Annotated in this window: 17 protein-coding genes, 4 tRNA genes, 1 pseudogene and 1 riboswitch; of the genes and pseudogenes, 6 read left to right on the forward strand and 16 right to left on the reverse strand. The window is 35.9% G+C overall.

Annotated elements, in window-relative coordinates; all coding sequences use genetic code 11:
- Nucleotides 1-391: 391 nt before the first annotated feature.
- A complete protein-coding gene (locus tag DP73_RS09925) occupies nt 392-2,362 on the reverse strand; it encodes an ATP-binding protein (RefSeq protein ID WP_034599230.1) in 1,971 nt (656 codons plus the stop codon).
- Nucleotides 2,363-2,976: 614 nt separating this feature from the next.
- Between DP73_RS09925 and DP73_RS09930 the strand changes: the two genes are divergently transcribed.
- The 3 genes from DP73_RS09930 to DP73_RS09940 all read left to right on the forward strand — a co-directional run bounded on the left by DP73_RS09930 (nt 2,977) and on the right by DP73_RS09940 (nt 5,539).
- A complete protein-coding gene (locus tag DP73_RS09930; RefSeq protein ID WP_034599232.1) occupies nt 2,977-3,399 on the forward strand; it encodes a hypothetical protein in 423 nt (140 codons plus the stop codon).
- Nucleotides 3,399-4,598, forward strand: a complete 1,200-nt coding sequence (locus DP73_RS09935) for a DUF6575 domain-containing protein (RefSeq protein WP_034599233.1) — start codon at nt 3,399-3,401, stop codon at nt 4,596-4,598. The genes DP73_RS09930 and DP73_RS09935 overlap by 1 nt, the downstream gene beginning before the upstream one ends.
- A 95-nt stretch (nt 4,599-4,693) precedes the next feature.
- Complete coding sequence (locus tag DP73_RS09940) at nt 4,694-5,539, forward strand: tyrosine-type recombinase/integrase (RefSeq protein WP_034599235.1); 846 nt, start codon at nt 4,694-4,696, stop codon at nt 5,537-5,539.
- A gap of 843 nt (nt 5,540-6,382) precedes the next feature.
- On the opposite strand, the gene DP73_RS22015 is transcribed toward DP73_RS09940, so the two are convergent.
- From DP73_RS22015 to DP73_RS09975, 7 genes and pseudogenes are all read right to left on the reverse strand, one after another.
- Complete coding sequence (locus DP73_RS22015; protein ID WP_052090538.1) at nt 6,383-7,666, reverse strand: ImmA/IrrE family metallo-endopeptidase; 1,284 nt, start codon at nt 7,664-7,666, stop codon at nt 6,383-6,385.
- Nucleotides 7,667-7,669: 3 nt separating this feature from the next.
- A complete protein-coding gene (locus tag DP73_RS09950) occupies nt 7,670-8,002 on the reverse strand; it encodes a hypothetical protein (RefSeq protein ID WP_034599237.1) in 333 nt (110 codons plus the stop codon).
- Entirely contained in the window at nt 7,995-8,228 is a 234-nt protein-coding gene (locus DP73_RS09955) for a colicin E3/pyocin S6 family cytotoxin (protein WP_034599239.1), read from the reverse strand. The genes DP73_RS09950 and DP73_RS09955 overlap by 8 nt, the downstream gene beginning before the upstream one ends.
- Nucleotides 8,229-8,307: 79 nt before the next feature.
- Nucleotides 8,308-8,703, reverse strand: coding sequence for a hypothetical protein (locus DP73_RS09960; RefSeq protein ID WP_052090540.1), 396 nt, complete (start codon nt 8,701-8,703; stop codon nt 8,308-8,310).
- Between the two features lie 166 nt (nt 8,704-8,869).
- Nucleotides 8,870-8,944 (reverse strand) — tRNA-Gly (locus DP73_RS09965).
- A 437-nt stretch (nt 8,945-9,381) separates the two neighbouring features.
- Nucleotides 9,382-10,695, reverse strand: a pseudogene (locus DP73_RS22490) (BglII/BstYI family type II restriction endonuclease).
- Between the two features lie 452 nt (nt 10,696-11,147).
- Nucleotides 11,148-11,765, reverse strand: a complete 618-nt coding sequence (locus DP73_RS09975; RefSeq protein ID WP_052090541.1) for a recombinase family protein — start codon at nt 11,763-11,765, stop codon at nt 11,148-11,150.
- Between the two features lie 949 nt (nt 11,766-12,714).
- Between DP73_RS09975 and DP73_RS09980 the strand changes: the two genes are divergently transcribed.
- The 3 genes from DP73_RS09980 (at nt 12,715) to DP73_RS22020 (ending at nt 15,492) form a co-directional block, all read left to right on the forward strand.
- Nucleotides 12,715-12,897 carry a helix-turn-helix domain-containing protein gene (locus DP73_RS09980; RefSeq protein WP_034599240.1) on the forward strand — a complete coding sequence of 61 codons (183 nt, stop codon included), beginning with the start codon at nt 12,715-12,717 and terminating at the stop codon, nt 12,895-12,897.
- Nucleotides 12,898-12,966: 69 nt separating this feature from the next.
- A complete protein-coding gene (locus tag DP73_RS09985) occupies nt 12,967-14,919 on the forward strand; it encodes a hypothetical protein (protein WP_034599241.1) in 1,953 nt (650 codons plus the stop codon).
- A 72-nt stretch (nt 14,920-14,991) separates the two neighbouring features.
- Nucleotides 14,992-15,492 carry an HNH endonuclease gene (locus DP73_RS22020; protein ID WP_052090543.1) on the forward strand — a complete coding sequence of 167 codons (501 nt, stop codon included), beginning with the start codon at nt 14,992-14,994 and terminating at the stop codon, nt 15,490-15,492.
- A gap of 69 nt (nt 15,493-15,561) precedes the next feature.
- Here the strand turns inward: DP73_RS22020 and DP73_RS22025 are convergent, their stop codons facing one another.
- The 8 genes from DP73_RS22025 to DP73_RS10030 all read right to left on the reverse strand — a co-directional run bounded on the left by DP73_RS22025 (nt 15,562) and on the right by DP73_RS10030 (nt 21,900).
- Entirely contained in the window at nt 15,562-16,338 is a 777-nt protein-coding gene (locus DP73_RS22025) for an SHOCT domain-containing protein (RefSeq protein WP_052090544.1), read from the reverse strand.
- Between the two features lie 70 nt (nt 16,339-16,408).
- On the reverse strand, nt 16,409-17,350 hold the full coding sequence (locus tag DP73_RS10000; protein ID WP_052090546.1) for a site-specific integrase: 942 nt from the start codon (nt 17,348-17,350) through the stop codon (nt 16,409-16,411).
- 334 nt (nt 17,351-17,684) lie between these two features.
- Nucleotides 17,685-17,990: a DUF3846 domain-containing protein gene (locus DP73_RS10005; RefSeq protein ID WP_034599242.1), complete on the reverse strand. Its 306-nt coding sequence runs from the start codon at nt 17,988-17,990 to the stop codon at nt 17,685-17,687.
- 119 nt (nt 17,991-18,109) lie between these two features.
- Nucleotides 18,110-18,790: a PhoH family protein gene (locus tag DP73_RS10010; protein WP_014905325.1), complete on the reverse strand. Its 681-nt coding sequence runs from the start codon at nt 18,788-18,790 to the stop codon at nt 18,110-18,112.
- A 262-nt stretch (nt 18,791-19,052) separates the two neighbouring features.
- Nucleotides 19,053-19,128 (reverse strand) — tRNA-Phe (locus tag DP73_RS10015).
- An 8-nt stretch (nt 19,129-19,136) separates the two neighbouring features.
- Nucleotides 19,137-19,212, reverse strand: a tRNA-Glu gene (locus DP73_RS10020).
- A 364-nt stretch (nt 19,213-19,576) separates the two neighbouring features.
- Nucleotides 19,577-21,346 (reverse strand): methyl-accepting chemotaxis protein, encoded by a 1,770-nt coding sequence (locus DP73_RS10025; protein ID WP_034599243.1) that lies wholly within the window; start codon nt 21,344-21,346, stop codon nt 19,577-19,579.
- Nucleotides 21,347-21,468: 122 nt separating this feature from the next.
- Nucleotides 21,469-21,555: riboswitch (cyclic di-GMP riboswitch) on the reverse strand.
- A gap of 269 nt (nt 21,556-21,824) precedes the next feature.
- Nucleotides 21,825-21,900, reverse strand: a tRNA-Lys gene (locus DP73_RS10030).
- Nucleotides 21,901-21,977: the final 77 nt, after the last annotated feature.

The raw sequence follows: 21,977 nt of genomic DNA on the forward strand, positions 1-21,977 counted from the left end.
ATTTTCATTGACAATCAACAGGTGTTTCCTCTTTTGTCTACAAGCTGCAGCGCTGAGGTTATCCTCAGCGCTTCTCTTTTTGCTTAAAAAACTCTGGTTGTCGTCAAAAAGAGCTAATCAAAAACATAAAAACACCGCAATCCCTTGCGGTGTCTATGTTTTCTTATGGAGCGGACGACGAGATTCGAACTCGCGATCCTCGGCTTGGGAAGCCAGTTTGAGGTCACAATCCCTCAAATCCTCCTGTACCAACAGTCTACACGTTTTACGACATTTTTTTCGGCTTTAACAAGCTGTGCGGAATACCAACGCACAAGCAGGCCATTGTTAGACATTTCGTACTTTTAGACAATTTGAGGGAAATTAGTTTTCAAGTTTTGGTAATAGGTAGTTACTCTTCGTAAAGTTCTTCTTGTCTCTTAATACATTCTTCTTGATCATTTAAATATTGAATTAAATAACTTAATAGAATTAAATCCATTACAGGTTCATTGGTTGATATATCTAATAACTTATGTGTAACACCATGATATTGTCTTAGATGAATATTTTCTTGTATTAGCATTGAAGTAATAAAGAATTTTTCCTTAAACATCTCTCCAACTTCCCAAGCTACAACCAATCCAATATCATTTGAATTTTTAACACCACTCTGTATATCTTCAACTAAACCATCTAAAGAAAATTTATATTCTAGCACTTTAGGGTGGGAATGAAACCCGTCAGGATATTTATTAATTATTTCCGTAACATACTCTTTTTCAATGCCTAATGGATTTGTATTCTTATCATATGTATGGTTTTCTCCAGGCTCTTCGATTGATACTTTATATAACCCATCATATGTGAATCTTTCATTTGTAGACATTATCTGTATTCCCCTAATAACTCCACCAGCAATTAATTGATTAAACAATGCTATTACATCTTGCTCTCTTGTAGGTATTGAAGTTATTGAAATTTTTCTTAATGGGACAAAGAAATTATCATTGGCTAAAACCAAAGGATTATTATCCTCATGTTGAATCATTATCTTCTTCCAATTATCCAGGTTCTGTTCTCTCATTAAGTCTGGAGCCACACCTGTATTACTTCTAAAACACTTTTTCATTTTTTGTATTGGACCGTCTAAGATTTTTTTAGAAATACTTTTAGAAAAATCGGTAATATCCTTTTGGAAACCCTTTCGTCCTAAATCAGCACTACAATTATCAAAATGAACGACAACATGAGCTTGATACTGACGTCCAGTATTTCTATTAAGGGGAATCTGAACTAATTCACCTTGAGTCATATTATTAGCCGCTAACTGTACCCCCCCGTATAAAGCATTTACCCCGTTCCTTAACCCAATTTGTTCATTAATTTTTTGCCATATTTTTAATGAATATACATAACAAAAGTATACTATAGGCTTATAATTATTTAAAATGTCCATTTCATCTTTTTCTAATGTTATTTCATTTTCCAATCGAGTATAATCCCATTTATCATAAATTGCATTTAGATTCAAATATTTAGCAGGTAATTTATAATCCGATCCTTTCTTTTTATATAACTCATCACATTTAATTTCTATATCTGTAAATTTTTGTGTCTTATCAACAATATCATTTATCCATAAATACTTTATACCTTGCATTTCTGTATTAGTTATATGATTATTTTTATCTATAACAGTAACCATAACCTTAATCTTATCATTTTCTTTTATTGCCCCTAGCCCAGTCTTAATACGCAACATTTTTAACCAACTATCTGCTTTGTCTATCTTCATCCAAGACAAATCTTTCGGATATGTTGAAGAATCGTATTTTATGCAAATTGAAACCCCTCTATCGATCCCATGAAAAAAGGTATCAACCGTATCATCTTTATCAGGCAATACTGTTGGATTTCCTGCCGGATTTTCATCATCAAGCCATTTTCTTGCATTTAGCATTTTACCGATTGCCTCAAATGTTGGAGACTTCGTGCTTATTTGAATATAATTATAACCATATGCTAAATAAGTTGATCCAACACCTTTATGTCCACGCGTTTTTCCGCTTTTAAACGAAAAGTTCGGAGCAAGAAATTTTCTGTATTGTTGTTCTTCAAACCCTATACCATTGTCAGTTACTGCAATACAATTTTCTTTCATGTTTATTAAAATATTTATCATAGGTATATATTGGGTATTTTCATTTTTTGATCTTTCTTCTACCGCGTCTAATCCATTCTGTATCAGTTCACAGAACGGATCAAACCATCCAAAATATGAACTAAGAATATTTAAAATCTCTCTTTTTAAAGATTTAATTACAACTTCTTCTTTGCCATCATATTTTGCATTTAAGGGATCAAACCCTGTTTCAAACATATTTTATTCCACCCTTATTTATTATTTTTAGAGCATTTTTTTCCCGTAATCGCTCAGTTTTTAGAATTTTTCGTTATCCCTGCTGTATCAGTATTAATAATATTAACTTTCAACATGATTCCTTAATAATCCTGCTATAGTTACATTTCTATTAAAATTAGCTCTAAACTTTCAGAACGTCCGGACTCCCTACGTAAGTGTGACATTCGAATGGTGGCTAATTGTCTATCAAAATAGCACGCTTGCTTTAGTATAGTAAAGTGAGTAAGCAGTCGATAACTAGAAGTAATTACCCAGGTCGGTTGCTAGTCATATCTTGGGCATTGTTCAAAATTACTCCTAGTTAGTGATATTAATTCATAACCAATAAAATCTGGTCATTTGGCTGGTGATTACATCTGATAAATGTCTAAACTAAACCCACTGATCCAGTATAGTTAAATGTATTTATCACCCTGTCTCTAATAATATGGAAATACTTTTAAGATAGTTGCTTTGACTTTCAAGAAAATCAGGTAACACCACTACATTTTGAAGGAGGATTTTAATATTTTATAGAGAATTGAAACTAATCAAAGTAAAAAATTCTATGAAATGTATTGAAGGTGGATTAAATGGTAACTAATTCTAGTAACGGCTTTTTTCCTAATTTTTATCCAAATTCGTGTCCACCCACTGATGCAAGGGAAGAAAATTTCAAAGTCTATAGGTTAATTGAATCAAATATCATTCGAGAAAAGGATTTTATCCCGAAAGCAATTAGACGTAGGCTCTACACCCAAAGCACTTGTGAAGAACTAGCATTGTCTATTCTTGGAAGACCGGAAGACACACACATTGCGAGAAAATTTTTCTCGTTAATTGGAATGAAAAAATTAGATAAAGTAGCAGTTGGTTATATAACAAAACAAAGCGGAAGAATTAAGATGGATCCAAGTACTAATGTAGGTCAGTCTCATATTAACTGGTGGACATATATGGGGGTTCATCCTCATACCCTATTTAACGAGGTTTTGAGAATAGGGGTGGACATATAATGAATGGAGCACTTTTTACACCTCTAGGAAAATTAGAGATTATTGATATTCTTTTTAACTATGATGGCCCTAGAATTTTCACTTGTCACAATAGTGCTAATAAGTTCCTCGCTTTTTTAGTGGACGAATTAGAAGAAACCGACCTTTGGCTGTTTATTCCAGTTAATTACATGAGAGTTTCTGAAATCAAGAAGGGTTTACTATCTATCAGAGATGCGATTCGTAATGCTGAAGATGGGTATGTCTATGAAATACATCTACCCGTAGCAGAAAGTTTAACTTCAAGCGTTAAAATTTTGTCATGTATAGATATACCTGAGGAATATCTGCCTCAAGAAGATTCTATTATTACCATTAATAACAGAATAGAATGTAATAGAAATTTTACAGAGTTACCGGATCGACCTTTAATAACTCAGGAAGAAGCTTTAGATACGGGCAGAGATGTTTTAGACATTGCCATAATTGGTGAAAACCACTGTGAGATAAGTTGCCAAATCTTTGCTGATACTCTTTCAGCTATACAACATACTATATTCGCATTTGATCCGAGATGGCGGTCTATCAACGGTCGTCCGCCGATAAATGTTATTGAAGATAATACTTTACATGTTACATCATTATATAAATCTTCTTTTGGAATACGAATAAAGTCAAAAGAAACTGCTAACCTTTTCAGATATACTCCCGCAACTGCTACAATCAAACAATTGGCCGAATTATTTGGAGATAGTAAAGAAAGAGAACTTTTATCCGATAAACTAAAAACTATTAACAGTAAAGCAATTTTGAACTATAAAAAGTTCTTAGGAATCTTTCAAAACACCGAGACAGAACTTAATGTCGAATGGGCATCTCCCAACAAAGAGAAATTATCTGTTTTATTAACACATAAGCAAATAAGAGATGCATATGAATTTATCGACCAAACATTAGAGACAACTAGAATTATTAAGGTAGTAGGCACATTAGTTGCAGTTAACTTAAAAAGGAAAACATTTTATATTGAATCTGAAGATGGTAATGATTACTCAGGCGGTTTATCTAATGAAATAGTCAAATACGTTTCAAAAGGTTACAAATTCGAGGTCCCGATGCTAATTACGGCGGAAATAGAGAGCACGATTAGAACAAATATTAATACTTCTGAAGAAACAGTTGTTTATACACTCCAAGAGGTCTTTGCTAAAGAAGAATAAAGTGAAGAACGGAAAATTACAAGTGTCGTATAAATTGAGTTATACGACACTCAATGTTATAATAAAGCCCTAAACGTTGCAAAAGAGGTGCTCTAATGGACGAAAAAAGTGTCGTAAAAGTCATTGATGATTTTCTGGTTTACATTTTGGACAAAGGCAAGAGTCAATTGACGGCCAAAAACTATAGGCACTCACTAAAAATGTTCAACGATTGGCTCATCGACAACGATGGAAATCTGGCTAAACTTACTCGATTAGATGTTCAACTATTTGTCCAATACTTAGAGTCAAAGGGCAACAGTGCCAGTACGATCAATAACAGATTTGCTGCCATATCTCAATTTTCTCGTTTTATCGGAAGCTCCAATATAATCGAGAATATTCGATCACCACAAAGCCGACAAGCTAGGAATATTGCTCCTAAATCGTTAGAACATACTGAACGAAATAACCTTCTTCATGGAGTTGAGAGGAACGATAATCCCCGCGACATTGCCATAGTGAACCTACTTATTCGAACTGGCATACGTGTATCTGAGCTTGTTGCACTTAATCGATCAGATGTGGTAACGGGAGAACGGTCTGGTTCTTTCACAGTCCGTAACGGTAAGGGAAATGTATCCAGACGTGTTCCACTCTCAGCAGCGACCCGTTTATACTTGTCTAAATACCTCGATACTAGAGATGATAATGATCCAGCATTGTTTCTCTCGAATTTCCGCCAGAGGATCAGTGTGAGAGCGGTCCAACATATGCTGAGTAATTACGGTGTGCACCCTCATGCTCTAAGACATACCTTTGCACGGGAACTGGTTAACAAAGGAATTGATCTCTCCACTGTAGCTGATCTGTGTGGACATGCTGATATAAATGTTACCCGACGATATTCTAAGCCAACTGAAGAGGATTTAGAAGAGGCAATCGATAAGGCATTCTCGTAAAAGGAATGTCTTTTTCATTGAGGGGAATGCCACCCCAAGCTAAGAATTACCCCTACCCTTATAATACCCTGCGCCTATTGTACTCTGGAACGATGCACCACGATAAATAAATAAGGAGCGATAAGATAAGTCTTTACCTCATTCGATTTAACATGCGCATAATTGACGATGTGGATAGGCAAGAGAATGTGAGAAGGGACGTTTCATTCGTCGATACAGTTGTTAAGACGTTATAGGTTTTATTTTACGTGCCAACAATAAACACTAATGTTACTTATTGGTTATTACTGTGGGTACGTAAAACTTATAAAGACAATATCTATAATATGATAACTGATCAAATAATTGATTGCTACCCACACATTAATCTGGTAGAAGCCACCTAAGCTAAGAAATACCGCTATTCCATTTAGCGTATGCCTAGTGCAAAGGAAAAACTGATGTAGATTCTAAATATCACAGTGTTACCATCCGCGGTATCTATGGTTTATAACGGTACATGCCACCCTATTTATGTAAAAGTTACGTAAAGAATGTAACCAAACGGTTTTATGAATTTTTTAGCTCTTAAGATCGGACCCTCTGGTTATGATTAAAGTTGATTGAGTTAGTTGTATTCTAAAACTGAACAGCAAAATTAGGTCTTGTAATTAATGAATTTTCGGCTTATTTAAAAACACCAGGATTTACAAGTCACATTAAATAACAAATATTTTATCAGCGAACAATCCCCGAATCAAATAGGATAAGAATAATATTTTATACAAAGGACTTAGAAATACCGCCCCTCTCGCTGTGAACACGGTTCTTTCTGTATCATCCGATAACGTAAAGTTAATTAATTTATTTCTCATACAACTCTAGAGTCTTTTTTACTAGATATTGATTAAAGTCTCTATGTTCTATTACAAATATAAGTTCTTCTATACCTAAAAATTTCTGCTTCAAAATACTATAGAATTGCTCTCGTTCAAATTTATTTCGATTATTATTAAGACTACCAATAATTCCATTAACAATACCATAAACTCTCCTTTTGCTTTCAATTTCTAAATGCCAATTATCTATAATATTTTTTAGTATAGTTCTTGAATCGCGCTTATCTTCAATATTAAGTTTAAGGTCAAAAGAAGTTTTAAAATACCACCATTTTATTTGTAGATTTTTATCTTCGTATTTACCTGAGTCTTGGCAATATTCATTATACCAATTATCTAAATTCTCTAGTCTAGGAGGATATACATATGTTTCAAGCGATGTTAAGTAATCATAAGTTTCTGTTGGTTTAAATAATATTTTCATAATATATCCAGATGGTAATTTATCTAACAATAATCTTAAGCTAAAAGCAATACTATAGTTTTGCATATTAATTATTTCATTTAAAACTTTAGATAACTTATATTTTTCTAGATATTTACGAATACAGCTATCTATCACTTCTTCATCCAATATATCTTTATAGAAGAACCAATAAACATTTAAAATTTCATGCTCAATAAATCCATTTTGCAAAGAATTGAACGATACCCATTCAAGGTCGTCCTTTAGAAATACTGGTTGTAGTGTATCACCTGATTTTCTTTGATAATAATCCTCAATTTTATTTTCTAAATAAATTATAAAACCCTTAGGTAAAACGTTTATTAAGTTATATACTGCAGCTGAAAATGATACTTGGGCTTGTTCGCATATTATATTGATTAATCTTTTCATGTCAATTATATTCGTCTTCATGTTGACTAATTCTCTGAGCCAAGATTGAGGCATTAAGAGCTCAGCAGCAAATGTGTCCGCTTCTCTTTCCATTTGATAGTATTTACTTGAATCAATTCTTACGCCATCATTTGTGTGACATGATAACATTCCTGTATGATAAGGTATTTGAATATGTCCTAACTCGTGGGCTAGGGTAAATCTTTTCCTATTTTCAGAGACATTTTTTCTCAATATAATCAATGGTCTACCTTCACGATTTATACAGATAGCATCACCATCATAAGGAATGTAGTCTTCCTCTATATCTGCATATTCTTTAACAATCTTTTCAATATCAACTGGTAATGATAAATTTTTTACTTGGAAAAATCTCCTTGCACGTTTTCTCGCTATTTCTTCGTCATACATATACTAGTTTTCCTCAATTCTCCCTGTTCTTACCAACCAGTTATAAATAAACTTCGCTTCGCCAGGGGTTTTTGCCCTAGCTACCATTTTCAATCCACCATTATACTCTTGAGACAATACATCGTCTATATCCTTGTTTTCAACATGAGCAGTAAAAATATATTTAAGTATCTTATCATTTTCGACCCACATTCTATATTCTTTCTGACTCATACCTAAAAATTCATAAATTGTGGCTTCAATATCATTATCATGCCAAAAATCAATGTAGTCATCAATTTCTTCTAATAACGCATCTGCATTTATACAATCCTGTATAAAACTTTTCTTAGACATATAACTTCCTTCCTCTCACTGCATCTTTAATTATTTCACCAGTTATCTTGTCGGCAGATCCTAAATGTTTTCCACGTGCGTTAAATACCTCTATTTCCCCATGCAATTCATCCCATGTATATAGTCTCGTCCCATCTGTAGATTTCCATACTTTTCTCCCAGAAACAACCTTCCAGTATACACAATATTCTAAATAGTTCGGCTTAGTTAAAACTTCGTGCGTCAAACTATGTCCCCTCCTTCAATAATGTTAAATTCTACATAGTTCTCATAAATTCCTTCTATAATACAAATTTAGTATATAATTACCAAATCGCAGCTATCAATTCTTTGAGTTTGATCTCGTCTATTTCTCTTACCCTTGGCTCTTCTCTATGTTGTGGAATGCCATCAACTGGGTTTGCGCTCAATATGCCTTCTTGTACTGTCCAAGTGAAAAAGCACTTTAGATATTTACGTCTTATATTGTGTGTAACTGGAGCTAAATGATTTCCATTGGCAAAATAACGAATGACTGCCTTCTTGACTATGGCATAATCCACCCACCCCTCAGGAAACTCCTTAAAGAAATGCCCTAGGTGCCAATCGTAATCTTTTATCGTGCGTTCAGAAACACCCTGAGCTAATTTGAATAACGTAAAGTCCTTTATACACTCTTCTCGCGTTAAAAACTTCATTCCATCAAGTCTGAGCCCTGCCATTTAACATCACTCCTGCAAAATATTTATTGCAAGAAATGGGCGTTAACTGAGCCTCGGCGTAGTCAAAATCGCCTAGTCCGAGATACCACGTTCAGAGCCTCGGCCTAAACAAAAAAGCCTCACGTTTTCATTCGCTGAAAATCGTGAGACCCTTGCTATTACTGTTTGGAGCGGACGACGAGATTCGAACTCGCGATCCTCGGCTTGGGAAGCCAATGCTCTACCGCTGAGCCACGTCCGCCTGATTTATCAAGGGTTTCCGATATCACGAATATTTTAAGACCATCGGCTACCCCGCCTGTACATCTATATTAAAACATTAGATTACTTTAGTCAAGGCTGAGAAGAAATTCTTAACCCCTACACTTCATTGATAATCCTACAGGGTATTTTATCCAGAAAGTTATAGGAGAGTCTTGTTCAATCTAAGTCATGGCATCTTCACTAAGTAACCGTTCTTAAGATAATGGGACTCCTCGTAAGTTCGGTTATCTTCCATGACGCCTACACTTTTGATGGACGAACTAAACGGTTCTGAAGTTATCCCTTTACCTAATCAAATTTACTATGCTCTACACTTTCTACAACCTGGCAATGTCCTTCATGAATTCTTGGGTTATCAATTTACAACTGTAAGTTATGTTACTTCAGAACACCGTGTTCATATGCTGATGAAAGCTACTTAACTTCTAAACTTAGTGGGCCTACTTTTTCTCTGCTAAGAACAACCCCTCCTTCTGTAGATTTAATTACAGAATAAACTGGGAGAATTGCCTTTGGATTCTCCGAAAGTTGGGCTACTATGAGATTTTCTCCATAAATCCGTAGAACTACTTTATCTGGCTTACCGTGAATAACCAAGAACTCCTGTTGTTTAAAAGCCGATGCTTTTCCAGCACCATATGCAAAAAATAATATGAATGCAATAAAGAATGCTATCTTTAACGCTCCCACACCAATTAATTTAACCAATGGGTCAAGCATAGATGGAAACTTTTTGTCTATATTTTTTTGTGCTTCTAGCTTATTTAGATATCCCTTAGTTTTTCTTTGAGTTAATAACGGAAAGACAAGCACAAAGAACACAACACCTGCTAGCACCAGTAAAATCATAATCCATTCTTTCCAGTTAGCCCCAAACATTTTAACGTATATGATTAGAAGAAAGAATATCGGGAATAACCATTTTAGTTGCATTGCAAGAAGTCCGTTATTATTAGGGATAAATGTGTAAATGGCATCTCCTATTACAAAAACAGACAAAAGTATCCCTAATAGAATTAACCCAGCTGTAAAAATAGTCGTGATGTCTGGAGAAATAAGTTGAATTGGCATTCCAAAGTAATCTGCAAAGCCTTTCTCGTAGGTTAATGTGACTGCATATACAAACACGGGTGCAGTCCCTACAATAATACCCTCTGAAACCCAGTTCCTGTCTCTACCGCCAATGTTACTATTTGCCACAATCTTATTCCTTTCTTTTGAAAATCTACACATCGATTCCATGACATATAAAGGTATTTGAATGGCGCTCTTAAAATGGGGTATATACTTAACAACCTTTTCATAAGTCAAAGACCCTTCCCAATTTTGCCCATACTCTTTTTTGATTTTTGACTGGAAATTCCTTGTGGTAACTATATACACACCAACATCAATTCGGTCTAGACCTGAATACTAAGCCACTTGGAATTTAAGTAGGTCTATGCCTATGAACGAAGCATGTCCAAATTGAACCTCTATTCCAATCTTGTCTTTTAGAAAATCCAACTTTGCTGAAGGGTCATTTGGCTCGTTAAAGACAGATGGTTCGCTTTCCCACCCTTTGGCAGTAAATAATTCTTCAAGGACTTTATTGAAACGTGGTCTGGAAAGGTTTTTTTGCATCAATACTAGGACTGATAAGAATATCTTCATTTCTTGCTTAAGATTTAGACGACTAATTAATACCTGTTCTGCTAAACGATAGGAAAATTTATTTGCCCTTATCATTAAAACAATTCTTCTTAAATATTTCTTTGTTCCCTATTCCTTCGACAGATGGAATTAGTTTCCTCCCACAAATTGCGGAACTAACAAATGTTTACCAAGATGATACACAACTTTTCGTATAGCCTAGCAATACAAAAAACATATAACAGAACACCTTCAGGTTGAAACTACTGTACGCCATGGGAGCAGAATGCAATAATTTCAATGTAAAATGCCTTCTCCCTAAGGTAAAAAAACACTTAGTTGTGTATATTGTTTGGAAAACGTATTACATTGAAATTACTCTTCGTCTGCATTTGCTCTAATGAAGAATTCGTATAAATCATAGTTTTCTAGTTGACCTATGCCCGCTTGATTAGCAAATTCTGCCACACAATAACCCGCTTCAAGAGCATTATACTAACTTGATAAGCGTTTAGTTAGACTAGGTCATGATTATGTACAAAGAAGGCTTATCTTCCATTCTTAGCTTCGTATTCTTTTACCTTTCTGTAGAAGGTTGCCTTGCATAATCCGCTCAAATCCATTGCTTTAACTGCGGTAATCTCTTCTGCTCTCCATTGTTTATAAGCGTCTACGAACTTGTCTGAGAGTACTATTGTTACTGGTCTTCCTATGCCCTTACCGTTATTCCTTGCCTTCAATCTTGCAATGCCTTCAGCTTGTCTGGATTTAATCTTGTCCCTTTCCTTTTGAGCCATATACGATAGTAATTCAAACACTATGTTGCTTATCAAATTCTTCTCCAATGTATCCTTGCCCTTGGTGTTTAGAATTGGAGTATCTATCACGATAATTTCAATACCCATTTTAAGCAAGCTGTTCCATTCCTCTTTAATCATGGTCATATCTCTACCTAGTCTATCTAGTTCTTTGATAACGAGTGTATCGCCTTCTCTAAGTAAAGTATCCCTTAGTGACATATATCCAGTTCTATTGAAGTCTTTACCGCTTGCCTTGTCAACAATAATATCTCTCTCATTAGCAACGTACTCCTCTAACTCTATCAACTGCCTGTCTAAGTTTTGCTCCTTTGTACTTACTCTTGCATACCCATAAACCTTATTCATAACTCAATCCCCTCCAAAACATACAATTATTGTAGATGATAGTATCACATGTGTATCATAAGGTCAATGATAATAGTGAGGCGTTTAAGAAGCGTCTTTATTACCTTATGAGACGAATCGTGCGTTCTTAGAAGTGTTGGTAACGCTATATTCTCAAATGTGCCACATGTGTATCATATGGCATACCAATTGATACTGTTAATATTGAAAAAAAAATTACCCCCGTAAGGGGGGCAAAAATGAGTTATCTTATTTCTCTTCCTTCGTTATTAAATCTTTTGTTGCATGACCTGTCTTATTGAGATGGGGCTAGTTTACTCTTTTTTAGCATACATCAAACCTATTTCGGGGCGGGAGTAGTCATGAATCAAGCTCTAATAATTCAAATCACTACGGAGATAACAACGGACATAGGGGGCATATTCACTCTATACACCCGCAAACAGCTATATAATACCATTCGAGCGTAAAAATAGATGGCAACCTTATTTAAACCTGCTCGTATGTACTCTTCAACATCAAATTTTACATTAGCTTAGTTTCAAGGGGTACAATCATACCAGACTAACCCCAGACAGGCTCAAAACCCCCTTGTAGGACTCCAGTATCGATAATTTAAAGCTCTATACTTCCCATATTCGACTAAAGAAGTCTCTCTATACCCTTTCCATACTTGCTTTGCCTAGCTAAACAAACACAAACTATACAAACGAGTGTCCATGAGTGGCGTAGGCAGAAAAACACTATCGACTGAGGTAATTGAACTAGAATCTCCTTGAAATCTATCTCCTATGTCTTTCTAAATTATCCGTAAAAAAGTTTGGGTCATAGGTTGTAAAAGTCAGGGGTTATCGACATATAAGATGAGTGATATTAAAGCTTTGCTTCGGCAGGGCTTTTTTTATTTTCCTCAATAGTCTATAAAAATCCACTATTAGGAGGTGAAAATATGACAACAATGCTTCGTAATCGATTAAACGAGTATATGAGAACACACGGAACAACAAATGTATTCATAGCTAGGTCTATTGGTGTATCTGATAGTTTAATCTCACGTTTTAGAAAAGGTGAGCGGAACTTAGGGGAAAAACGAGCGCAGGCTCTTGAAAAACTATTAGAATCTTTAACCTAATAAGCAACTATAACCATTCAAGGACTAGGACTAACTCCTAGTCCTTTTTGTATTTAAGGAGGACTAACAATGAAAATCAAAGCCATATTTGACAGCAAGTGCTATTCTTCAAAGCCAAATGATGCAGGAAGAATTATGAATAATACATCTATCGAAAAAATGCAGGAGTATTCCATCAAAGAGATTAAAGAGAATATTCTTCAAGGAAAAACAATCAGACCGTCCAATTGTGGAAGCAAAGAAGAATCTTGGTTATCACAACAAATGTTCATGATAGATGTTGATGATAATTTAACAATTGAGCAAGCCATCGTGAGATGCGATGAGTTGGATATTACTCCAAACTTTATTTATACTACATTTTCTCATACAGAAGAACACCACAAATTTAGATTAGCGTTTGTCATAGATAGAGAAATCACAGATTTTCAAACAGCAAAAAGGATTCATTTGTATCTAATGAGATGTATTGGTGAGTCGGATGCCAGTTGTAAGAATCTAAACAAAATCTACTTTGCAGGTAAAAGCATACCATTTGATAGTGGTAATGTCTTAGATGCTTCTAGGCTTATCGAGCTATCTATGGATATTAGGGTAGAAAACATGAAAAGGTCTACGACTAAACCATATATAATTCCTGCTGTTAATTCTAATATGAGCCTTGCTACGCAAGCCATTGAGGAAACGGTGGCTAATAAATTAAGTGATATTCATATATCAACTAATATATTGTCCACCCAAAGCAACGAAGTTGCTCATATACCCGATAGACCAACCTACAACATAAAAGCAATTGCTGATAGAGATGTAGCATATCTAAAAGAAAAGATTAATAATAAGCCTATTGTATTTGAAAATGCGTCTGAGTTTTGGAGCTATGTATACCGTGAAATTGACATGGCTAACTTATTAGAGTTAAAAAAACCTTCGTCATTCAAATGTATATTTCATAAAGACAATAACCCGAGTGCGAGTATATTCCGTAACGATGAGGGAATCTGGCTTTATAGATGCAATAGTAGTTGTTGTAAATTAACTTTGAATGTGAAACAACTCATTGAAAAACTTGGCAATTTCAAAAGTGAGTATCGAGCTGTTGATTTCATCAAGAACATTTATAACCTATCTATTAAAGAAACCAATTGGAGTATCGAGCAAAAGGCTAACTTAGATAGCATCCTACAAAGCCTTACTTTAAACAAATTCGAAGAATTATGTCCACAGACTCATAAAAATATTCGTCATGTGAAAGAACTGTTCGTGGTAATGATTGGAATAGCAAAAGATAATGTCTATGGTGAGAATTACTCGAATTCTGACGGTGATGCGGTTTTCTTTGTTTCATTAAGCGAGCTTGCAAGAATCACTAAAGTATCATTTAGCCACTTAAATAGAATTAGTCAAAGGCTTACTGTATTAGCTTATCACGACTTAATTCGAAAACTCGATGACGATAAAATTCCTGCAACTATGCTTAAAAGAGCGCAGGCTATCTCTATTGATAAAGGAATTGAAAAAAGAGTGAACTTCTACTCAATTCCTTCTTGGGTATTTCAACATCTGAAGAATGTTGAAAATCAGGGTGAAAACTGGAAGAAATACGGATATACCATCAAAGCAACTTCCTATGAAGCATTCTTTCGTGCCGAGGGATTAACAGTAGCACAAAAGATGTACCCACAGCACAAGAAAACTAAATATAAATCTGTTGACTATGAAACAGGTGAAATTATCACAACCACACTTGATAGGACAACAAGTAAAGCCAGTAACCAAAGAGTCGAAAAGATTGTTAGCTCAATTAAGCATCTGATAACAGATAAGGGATGGACAACCGAAAAGGAATTAGCTTATTCATTATCAAAGGAATATAGATGGCAAGTAGTAGAAATTCAACTGCGGAAAATTCGTGGGGAGCTAGAAAATCTAGGATTTAAGAGAGTTCGGGCCAACAAAGAAATAAAGAATCTATTTGGGATAACCACTAAGGGTTATCCCTTTATTATTGTCAAAAATCAATAGCCTTTTATTTCAAGCCCTGAAAGGGGCTTATTTTTGTTTCTTGAGCTTTTAATAACGATAGGAGTGTAGTAAATGATAAAGAACCATAAATGCCTTGTGTGTGGAAATTCGCTTACTGGAAGACAAAAGAAATATTGTTCGCAAAAGTGTAAAGACACACAACGGACAATTTATTATCATGTTTGTGAGTATTGTCATCAAGATTTCACTAGTAACGAAAAAACCCAAAGATTTTGTAGTCATTCATGCGCATCATTCTATTTAATGCAATCTAGAGATGTATCTGGTTCTAATAATCCGAACTGGAAAGCCAATAGAGACGGTAGATACCCAACTAATAACGGTTATATAATTTTATTTAAGCCAGGACATCCCCTTGCAGACAAAAACGGAAGAGTTCTTGAGCATCGTTATATTGCTTATCAAACAGACCCCTTCCCTAAAAGTTGGGATGTCCATCATATTGATGGCAATAAGACAAATAACAGTCCTAAGAACCTTTTACCGATGCCCAAAAGTAAACACGCACAACTACACAATGAAAAAAGGCAGGAAGAAAAGTCCTGCCTTTAGTTATCTATTAGGGGATGTATGTCACTCTAGCCCTAAACATATGAACACTGGGTTCATATGTTTAGGGAATTATATCTGATTAAGTAACTCAACCTTTTTTCTTTGATACTCCTGCTCCGTTATTAAATCACCATTCCTAAGCTTCTTTAAATCAGAAAGTTTTTGATGAAGGTCAGATGAAGATTGACATTTTTCCTGAATTCGGTTGTAGTTTTTATTGGGGATTATTCCCATTAACTGGTCGTACATATCCCCAGCAAAATAGATATTAATTTCATTATCATCTTCAGAATAATGAATTTCGGTTATTCGCTTATCAAGAAGAGTATTCGTACTCTTAATGCTATCCATATCCTTTCTGCTTCCAATAATCGCTCCTGCCCCACCTGCCAGCATACCACCAATTATTGCTCCTGACAGTGAACTTCCACCACCGCCACCACCTGTAATCTCTAATTGATTGAACATTTCTCCTTCTACTCTAAAGCTAACAATATTGTCCAGAAGCAAGTAATGCTTACCAATATCATCTACTGGATTACCCGGACAATCTTGACAAAGAATAATCTTGTTATCTTCTATCCACATATAGAAACTACTATTTACATTTGAAAAACTTTTGGAGAATCCTATCCACTGACTTAAAAACCTTTCTAAAGCAGTATCAATAGGGGGATACCCAAAGTAATAATCTACCTTTGGAGCTGTAATACTATACTCCCATACATCATTACTTTCAAAAGTTCCCTCTCTACAAGGAATCCCGAATTCCTTTATAAAGGCTTTCCACACTTCAGTTCTTTCTTCCTTGAAACGTTCCTCTTTGCTTTTGAAGAAAAAGCCCATATATTAACTCTCCTTTTAAGACCATATTAAGGATAACATTCTCTTCATTTCCCCATTATCCTTCTGCATTCTATATTTTTCTTACTCTTTTACTCTTAGGAATAAGTCCATTCAATGGTGAAGCAAACGCATGCTGAGAACGCAAATCATCCTGAGATAAATTAACATACCTTTTAGTAATGGTTAAATCCGTATGCCCCATTGTTCTTTGCAAGGCAAATGCGTGTCCACCATTTCGTAAGAATAATAATGCAAAGGCGTGTCGTAAATCGTATGATGAAATTTTAAACCCTAACTTCTTTCCGTAACAATTCTCTAATCGATGAGTCCATGCACTTGTACTCATTGGTTTTCCTTCTGCTGTCGCAAATAAGGGAACAGTTCCCCAACTCTCTGGTCTAACTGATATTAGCTTCCTTACTCCTTCAGAAGTGAGCGGGGTAATGGGGAGCGTTCTACTTATACGTGTTTTAGCGACACTCGCAGGAATGTTTACCTCAAGTGACCGTAAATTAAAGTTTGCTGGATACAGCGACAAGGCTTCTTTTGGTCTAATTCCAGTATCTATGCTAAGACACAATAAGACATAATCCCTTAGTCCTGAATAGGTAGACTTATCTGGTGCATTTAACAAAGCCTGAAGCTTTTGCTCATCAATATTCCGTATTCTTGGCTCTTCTCTACGCTGAGGGATACTTTCAATTGGATTGACCGATATGATACCTTCTAATACAGCCCAATTTAAGAAGCAATTAAGGTACTTACGTCTTATATTGTGGGTGGCAGGTGCAAGCTTATTACCATTTGCAAAATATTGTAGTATTGCTTTCTGAAGAAGTATATCATCACCCCAACAGTCTGGAAATTCCTTTGTGAAATGAGTAATATGCCATTCGTAGTCCTTTATTGTACGTTCCGACACACCCTGAGCCTGCTTAAATATACTAAAATGCTCTAGACAACTTTCCAATGATAGACCTTTGTACCCTTGAATCTTCTTAATTCTTGCCATAAAAAAACCTCCTGCTATTGATTCAGGAGGGCAATTCGGGAACATCGGACTAACCAATATTCCATGTCCGATGGTCTATATTAGGAACATCGGACTAACAAAAAGAACTTCATTTTTTCCATTGATGGAAATCCTGAAGTCCTTGATATATCTAGGTTTGTTCGGTCAAACAGTTTAAAAAGAGCATCTCGGCTTGGGAAGCCAATGCTCTACCGCTGAGCCACGTCCGCATTATATGGAGAGTTTGTCCTTTTTATCATTGGACACCTTTTTCCTGACAAAGAGAATTATAAGCCGAAAGCTCACATATGTCAACTTCTAATGCCACAGGTTATTATACTACCGGGAAGCCGATATATTCCGATATGTATCCGATTTGCTGATCCGAAAGAGAATCAAACTCGGAGTTTTTAGCTGCAGTAAATACGCAAGTTCCCATGACCCAACCTAGCCGGTCATCGTAGAAATTCCTTCCTAGTTCTTGGCTTTCACCTTTCTCATTACAGATACACACAATGTTGTCTGTAATAGGTACGATTTCAATAGACTCTCCAACTATTTCTTGGAAGTCTTCAAAGGTACCTTCAATTTCCTTCAACTGTAAAGGCTGATTGATCGGTTCTCTTACTAATACTCTCAATCTAACTACCTCCTCTATTTTTTCTATGGACTTAGATATAAAGTCACTTCAGGTAAGAATACCTCAATATTTATAAATATTCCACCCTTAGTATAATAAAAGAACCTCTGGAACCTTAGTTAACCTTGGAAGGAGTCTGCCCAATTTGCGAGCTCCCCTCTAAAATTCTTGGATAATGTTAAGATCTTACAATAGGGTTGACTTCTGAAATGCTCCATGTACGGTACAAAACCGCTTTTAGCTGCTGGAATATCAATCTGGCCTGAATGTCCGATACATATAACCTTGCATGAATCATGTACTCGAGTAAATATCTTTCTTAGTTCTTGCACGGTGAAATTTTGGCATTCATCTATAATAATCGTCATATCCTTAAGATTAGTTCCTCTAAGAAAAAGCGGGGTTTTAGGATAACACCAAATGCTATCCATTACACGCTTCATACTTACTTTTCTACGTATAGCTTCGTTCACTAGCGCCTCTTCATTATATACACATTGAGCTGGGTTCTCATTTATTTCTAATAAAGCATCTATTAAGGGTTGATGATAAATGCTTTCCTTCTCAGACTGAGTCCCCGGTCTAAAACCCATTGCGGATTCTTGGACTGGATTAAAAATATATGTAAGGGGCTGCTTAAAAAGCTTAGCACATGCAACAGCCAAAGTTGTTTTTCCAGTTCCCGCCTTAGCATTAACCATTACTAATTGATAATCGAATATTGCATCAACATACTCACGTTGTTCCGCCGTCAGTCTAGGTGCAAACCCAAACAGCAAATTATTTTCCGCTAATGGCATAATCCCCACCATCCTTTTATGAATCCTTAAGTCCTTGTTCCTATTATTGTTATTGTTAATTCACCCACAATAACTGACAATTTATTTTCTAGTATTTCTAAAAATGTTAACTTAATTCAATAGCATTTGCAATCTATAACTCTTAGACAACTTTCACAAATAATAGATACACAAAAAAAGTCCTGATATTTCCTCTCAGGAAATTTACAGAACCTTAGGTTTCTCTATTTAATTATCACCTTAATTAACTACATCCATATGATGGTGCCTCAGGACGGAATCGAACCGCCGACACGAGGATTTTCAGTCCTCTGCTCTACCGACTGAGCTACCGAGGCAAACAAAATGGTGACCCGTACGGGATTCGAACCCGTGTAACCGCCGTGAAAGGGCGGTGTCTTAGACCGCTTGACCAACGGGCCATTATAGTTTGTGAGGCATTTAAAAGGCGCTCACAAATATGAATATTACACTAAGTATCTACTTTTGTCAACACTAATTCTTTAATTCTTATAGTTTATTTGGCAAATTTCTTACGCTTAGCAATGTCTCTTTATTTTAAAGATAAAACTATCAAATTTATTATACCTTTATAGGCTTTCAGACTACCAATTTAGGAAGTCTCTTGCATTTAAGAGGGTTTATTCCATTTAGGTAATCATTAAAAGCAACCACGTTGGGTATAAAGAAAGGCAAACTTCAAGTCAACATGACGCCCCCACTATAGATATAGAATGGGGGCGCTAAAAGGCTAGGTAAGCTTACAACTCATTTCACTAACACTTATTAGTCGACGCTAAATTTCTTCAAAGTTTCTTGCAGCTCTTCCGCCATATTAGCTAACACCTGGCTGGAAGAGGCAATTTCCTCCACTGAGGCTGATTGTTCCTCTGTGGCTGCCGATACGGTTTGAGTTTGTCCCGTGATTTCTTTACTCGTTTCATAGATCTCCGAAACGGATGCGACTATTCTTTCACTGCCTACAGCCATTTGTTGAATCTCTTCAGAGATTTCTTCAATCTGAGCGGTTACTACATTAATTAAGCCCGTTATTTCGCTAAAGGCTTGTCCTGCAGTTTCTGCTACCTCTGTTCCCAATTTGACTTGATGGGTACCTTCATTAATCGATAACACAGCCTTCTGTGTATCTTGCTGGATACCCGTAATCAGTGTGGCAATTTGCTTTGAGGCTTCTTGAGACTGTTCTGCTAACTTCCTCACCTCGTCTGCAACCACCGCAAAACCTCGGCCTTGTTCGCCGGCTCGTGCTGCTTCAATGGCTGCATTCAAGGCGAGAAGATTGGTCTGGGCTGCAATACCGGAAATGGTATCAACAATTTGTCCGATCTCCTTGGAGCGCTCTCCTAAGTTCGTAACCATATCGGCTGATCCGGTAACCGTTCTTTCAATGTTCATCATTTGCTGAATCGTCTTATCGATCGCCTGACTTCCTTCAGACGCTGAGTGTGCAGTCTTTTCCGATGACTTTACCACTGTTTTCGCATTCTCCAACATATGTTGGATTCCTGCTGACATCTCTTCTACGCTTGCTGAAGTCTCATTGACTGCAGTAAGCTGTTTCTCGGCACCTAAGGATACTTCCGTTATGGCTACAGCCACTTGGTGGGAGGCTTGGGCAGATTGCTCCGCTCCCAAACTCAACTGCTGAGATGAAGCAGCAACTTGCTTGGAAGACGATGATATATGTTCAACCAGCTCAATTAAGTTTTCCGTCATTGTTTTGAAGGCTTTGCCCAGTTGACCTAACTCATCCTTAGAATTAATACTAAGGTTCTCAACCTTAAGGTTTCCTTTAGCAATTTCATCGGCATTTTTGGCGATTGCTACAATATTATTTGTAATCTTCTTACTTAACATAGTCCCTAACATGAGTGATATTCCTATAGCAACGAACATGGATACTAGGGTAAAAATTATGTCTTGTCTAGCCTTTTGTTCTAATTCAAGTTGTTTGGCTTCAACAAGTATATCGATATTATCTACCCAATTCCCAGTTCCGATTACCCAATTATAGGGTTCAAATAGCAAGGTATAACTTCTCTTTGGCAAAGGCTCTGTTTCATTAGGCTTAGCAAATGTATAATCTGTATAACCACCACCAACTTGAGTTCCATTCTTTATGAACTCCTGAACAAAGGATACTCCGGCGCTATCTTTGGCTTCATAGCGAGATTTTCCTTCAGTATCTCTTCCCAGCAGAACAACGTTTATCCCCTCTGTGGTATCAATCCAAAAATAATTTCCTCCATCAAAGCGCAAATTTCTTACTAAATCCGCCGCTTTCTTCTTCGCTTCTTCCGGAGTCAATTCTCCTTTTTGCTGACTATTGTAGACATCCTGTACTAGGCTGTGGGCAGTCTGTACCTGCAGCATAATCGTCCGATCGAATTGATCGTACAAAGTATCGTGATACTGCTCAAGATTAGCTTTTTCCGCAACAACCAAATTATAAATGCTGTATCCACCGAGAATAGAACCCATAATAAGTGCTAATGTTACTAACATAGTAATAATTCGGTATTTAATTTTTGTCATCTCTTATATGTCCCCTTCATCCAAATAATTTGAGTCCCTTATGATAAAAAACGTTGCAAGAATTATTTAATTTTTAAAAACGAAAAAACCGCCCCCTTTAGACAAGGCGCGTTATAATCATAATTGGTAACTCGGCCATCTTTACCCCTAAGAGTAGAAGATCCGTAGCTTTGCGTCCTGAGCTTTCACTCAGTTTGCCTTGTCAATAACTTTATATAATTTAAAAAATCTTCTTCATATTTGCTTTTATTTGACTATAACATACAAAAAGCAAATATTATATATATTTTTTCAATTTTCATCAAATTTCTGTTATTACTTTTACGTTTCAACCTTGTCTTTACTATAATTAGATTAAATATGTATAATATAAAAAGACAGAGATCTAAAATTTTAATTTAGTCCCTGTCTTTTTATGAGCGCTATTTTAGGGTCGTAAACCCTTTTGAATGCCTTTTTTACCACTAAAATCATTATTTGGTGAGCCATCCGCGACTCGAACGCGGGACACCCTGATTAAAAGTCAGGTGCTCTACCGACTGAGCTAATGGCTCGTATTGGTACCACGAATTATGATTTTACACGTAATTACCAAATGTGTCAAGATATTTTTTGTCAAAATTCTAGGTAT

This window comes from Desulfosporosinus sp. HMP52 (assembly GCF_000765145.1).
Lineage (GTDB): Bacteria > Bacillota > Desulfitobacteriia > Desulfitobacteriales > Desulfitobacteriaceae > Desulfosporosinus.

What these genes read in the sequence shown, in the direction of transcription:
- DP73_RS09940 (WP_034599235.1), top strand. Translation starts at nt 4,694, where the DNA reads ATGGACGAAAAAAGTGTCGTAAAAGTCATTGATGATTTTCTGGTTTAC.
- DP73_RS09935 (WP_034599233.1), top strand. Translation starts at nt 3,399, where the DNA reads ATGAATGGAGCACTTTTTACACCTCTAGGAAAATTAGAGATTATTGAT.
- DP73_RS09930 (WP_034599232.1), top strand. Translation starts at nt 2,977, where the DNA reads ATGGTAACTAATTCTAGTAACGGCTTTTTTCCTAATTTTTATCCAAAT.
- DP73_RS09975 (WP_052090541.1), bottom strand. Translation starts at nt 11,765, where the DNA reads ATGAATAAGGTTTATGGGTATGCAAGAGTAAGTACAAAGGAGCAAAAC.
- DP73_RS09985 (WP_034599241.1), top strand. Translation starts at nt 12,967, where the DNA reads ATGAAAATCAAAGCCATATTTGACAGCAAGTGCTATTCTTCAAAGCCA.
- DP73_RS22020 (WP_052090543.1), top strand. Translation starts at nt 14,992, where the DNA reads ATGATAAAGAACCATAAATGCCTTGTGTGTGGAAATTCGCTTACTGGA.
- DP73_RS10025 (WP_034599243.1), bottom strand. Translation starts at nt 21,346, where the DNA reads ATGACAAAAATTAAATACCGAATTATTACTATGTTAGTAACATTAGCA.
- DP73_RS22025 (WP_052090544.1), bottom strand. Translation starts at nt 16,338, where the DNA reads ATGGGCTTTTTCTTCAAAAGCAAAGAGGAACGTTTCAAGGAAGAAAGA.
- DP73_RS10000 (WP_052090546.1), bottom strand. Translation starts at nt 17,350, where the DNA reads ATGGCAAGAATTAAGAAGATTCAAGGGTACAAAGGTCTATCATTGGAA.
- DP73_RS09950 (WP_034599237.1), bottom strand. Translation starts at nt 8,002, where the DNA reads ATGTCTAAGAAAAGTTTTATACAGGATTGTATAAATGCAGATGCGTTA.
- DP73_RS09980 (WP_034599240.1), top strand. Translation starts at nt 12,715, where the DNA reads ATGACAACAATGCTTCGTAATCGATTAAACGAGTATATGAGAACACAC.
- DP73_RS09925 (WP_034599230.1), bottom strand. Translation starts at nt 2,362, where the DNA reads ATGTTTGAAACAGGGTTTGATCCCTTAAATGCAAAATATGATGGCAAA.
- DP73_RS09960 (WP_052090540.1), bottom strand. Translation starts at nt 8,703, where the DNA reads ATGGCAGGGCTCAGACTTGATGGAATGAAGTTTTTAACGCGAGAAGAG.
- DP73_RS22015 (WP_052090538.1), bottom strand. Translation starts at nt 7,666, where the DNA reads ATGTATGACGAAGAAATAGCGAGAAAACGTGCAAGGAGATTTTTCCAA.
- DP73_RS10010 (WP_014905325.1), bottom strand. Translation starts at nt 18,790, where the DNA reads ATGCCATTAGCGGAAAATAATTTGCTGTTTGGGTTTGCACCTAGACTG.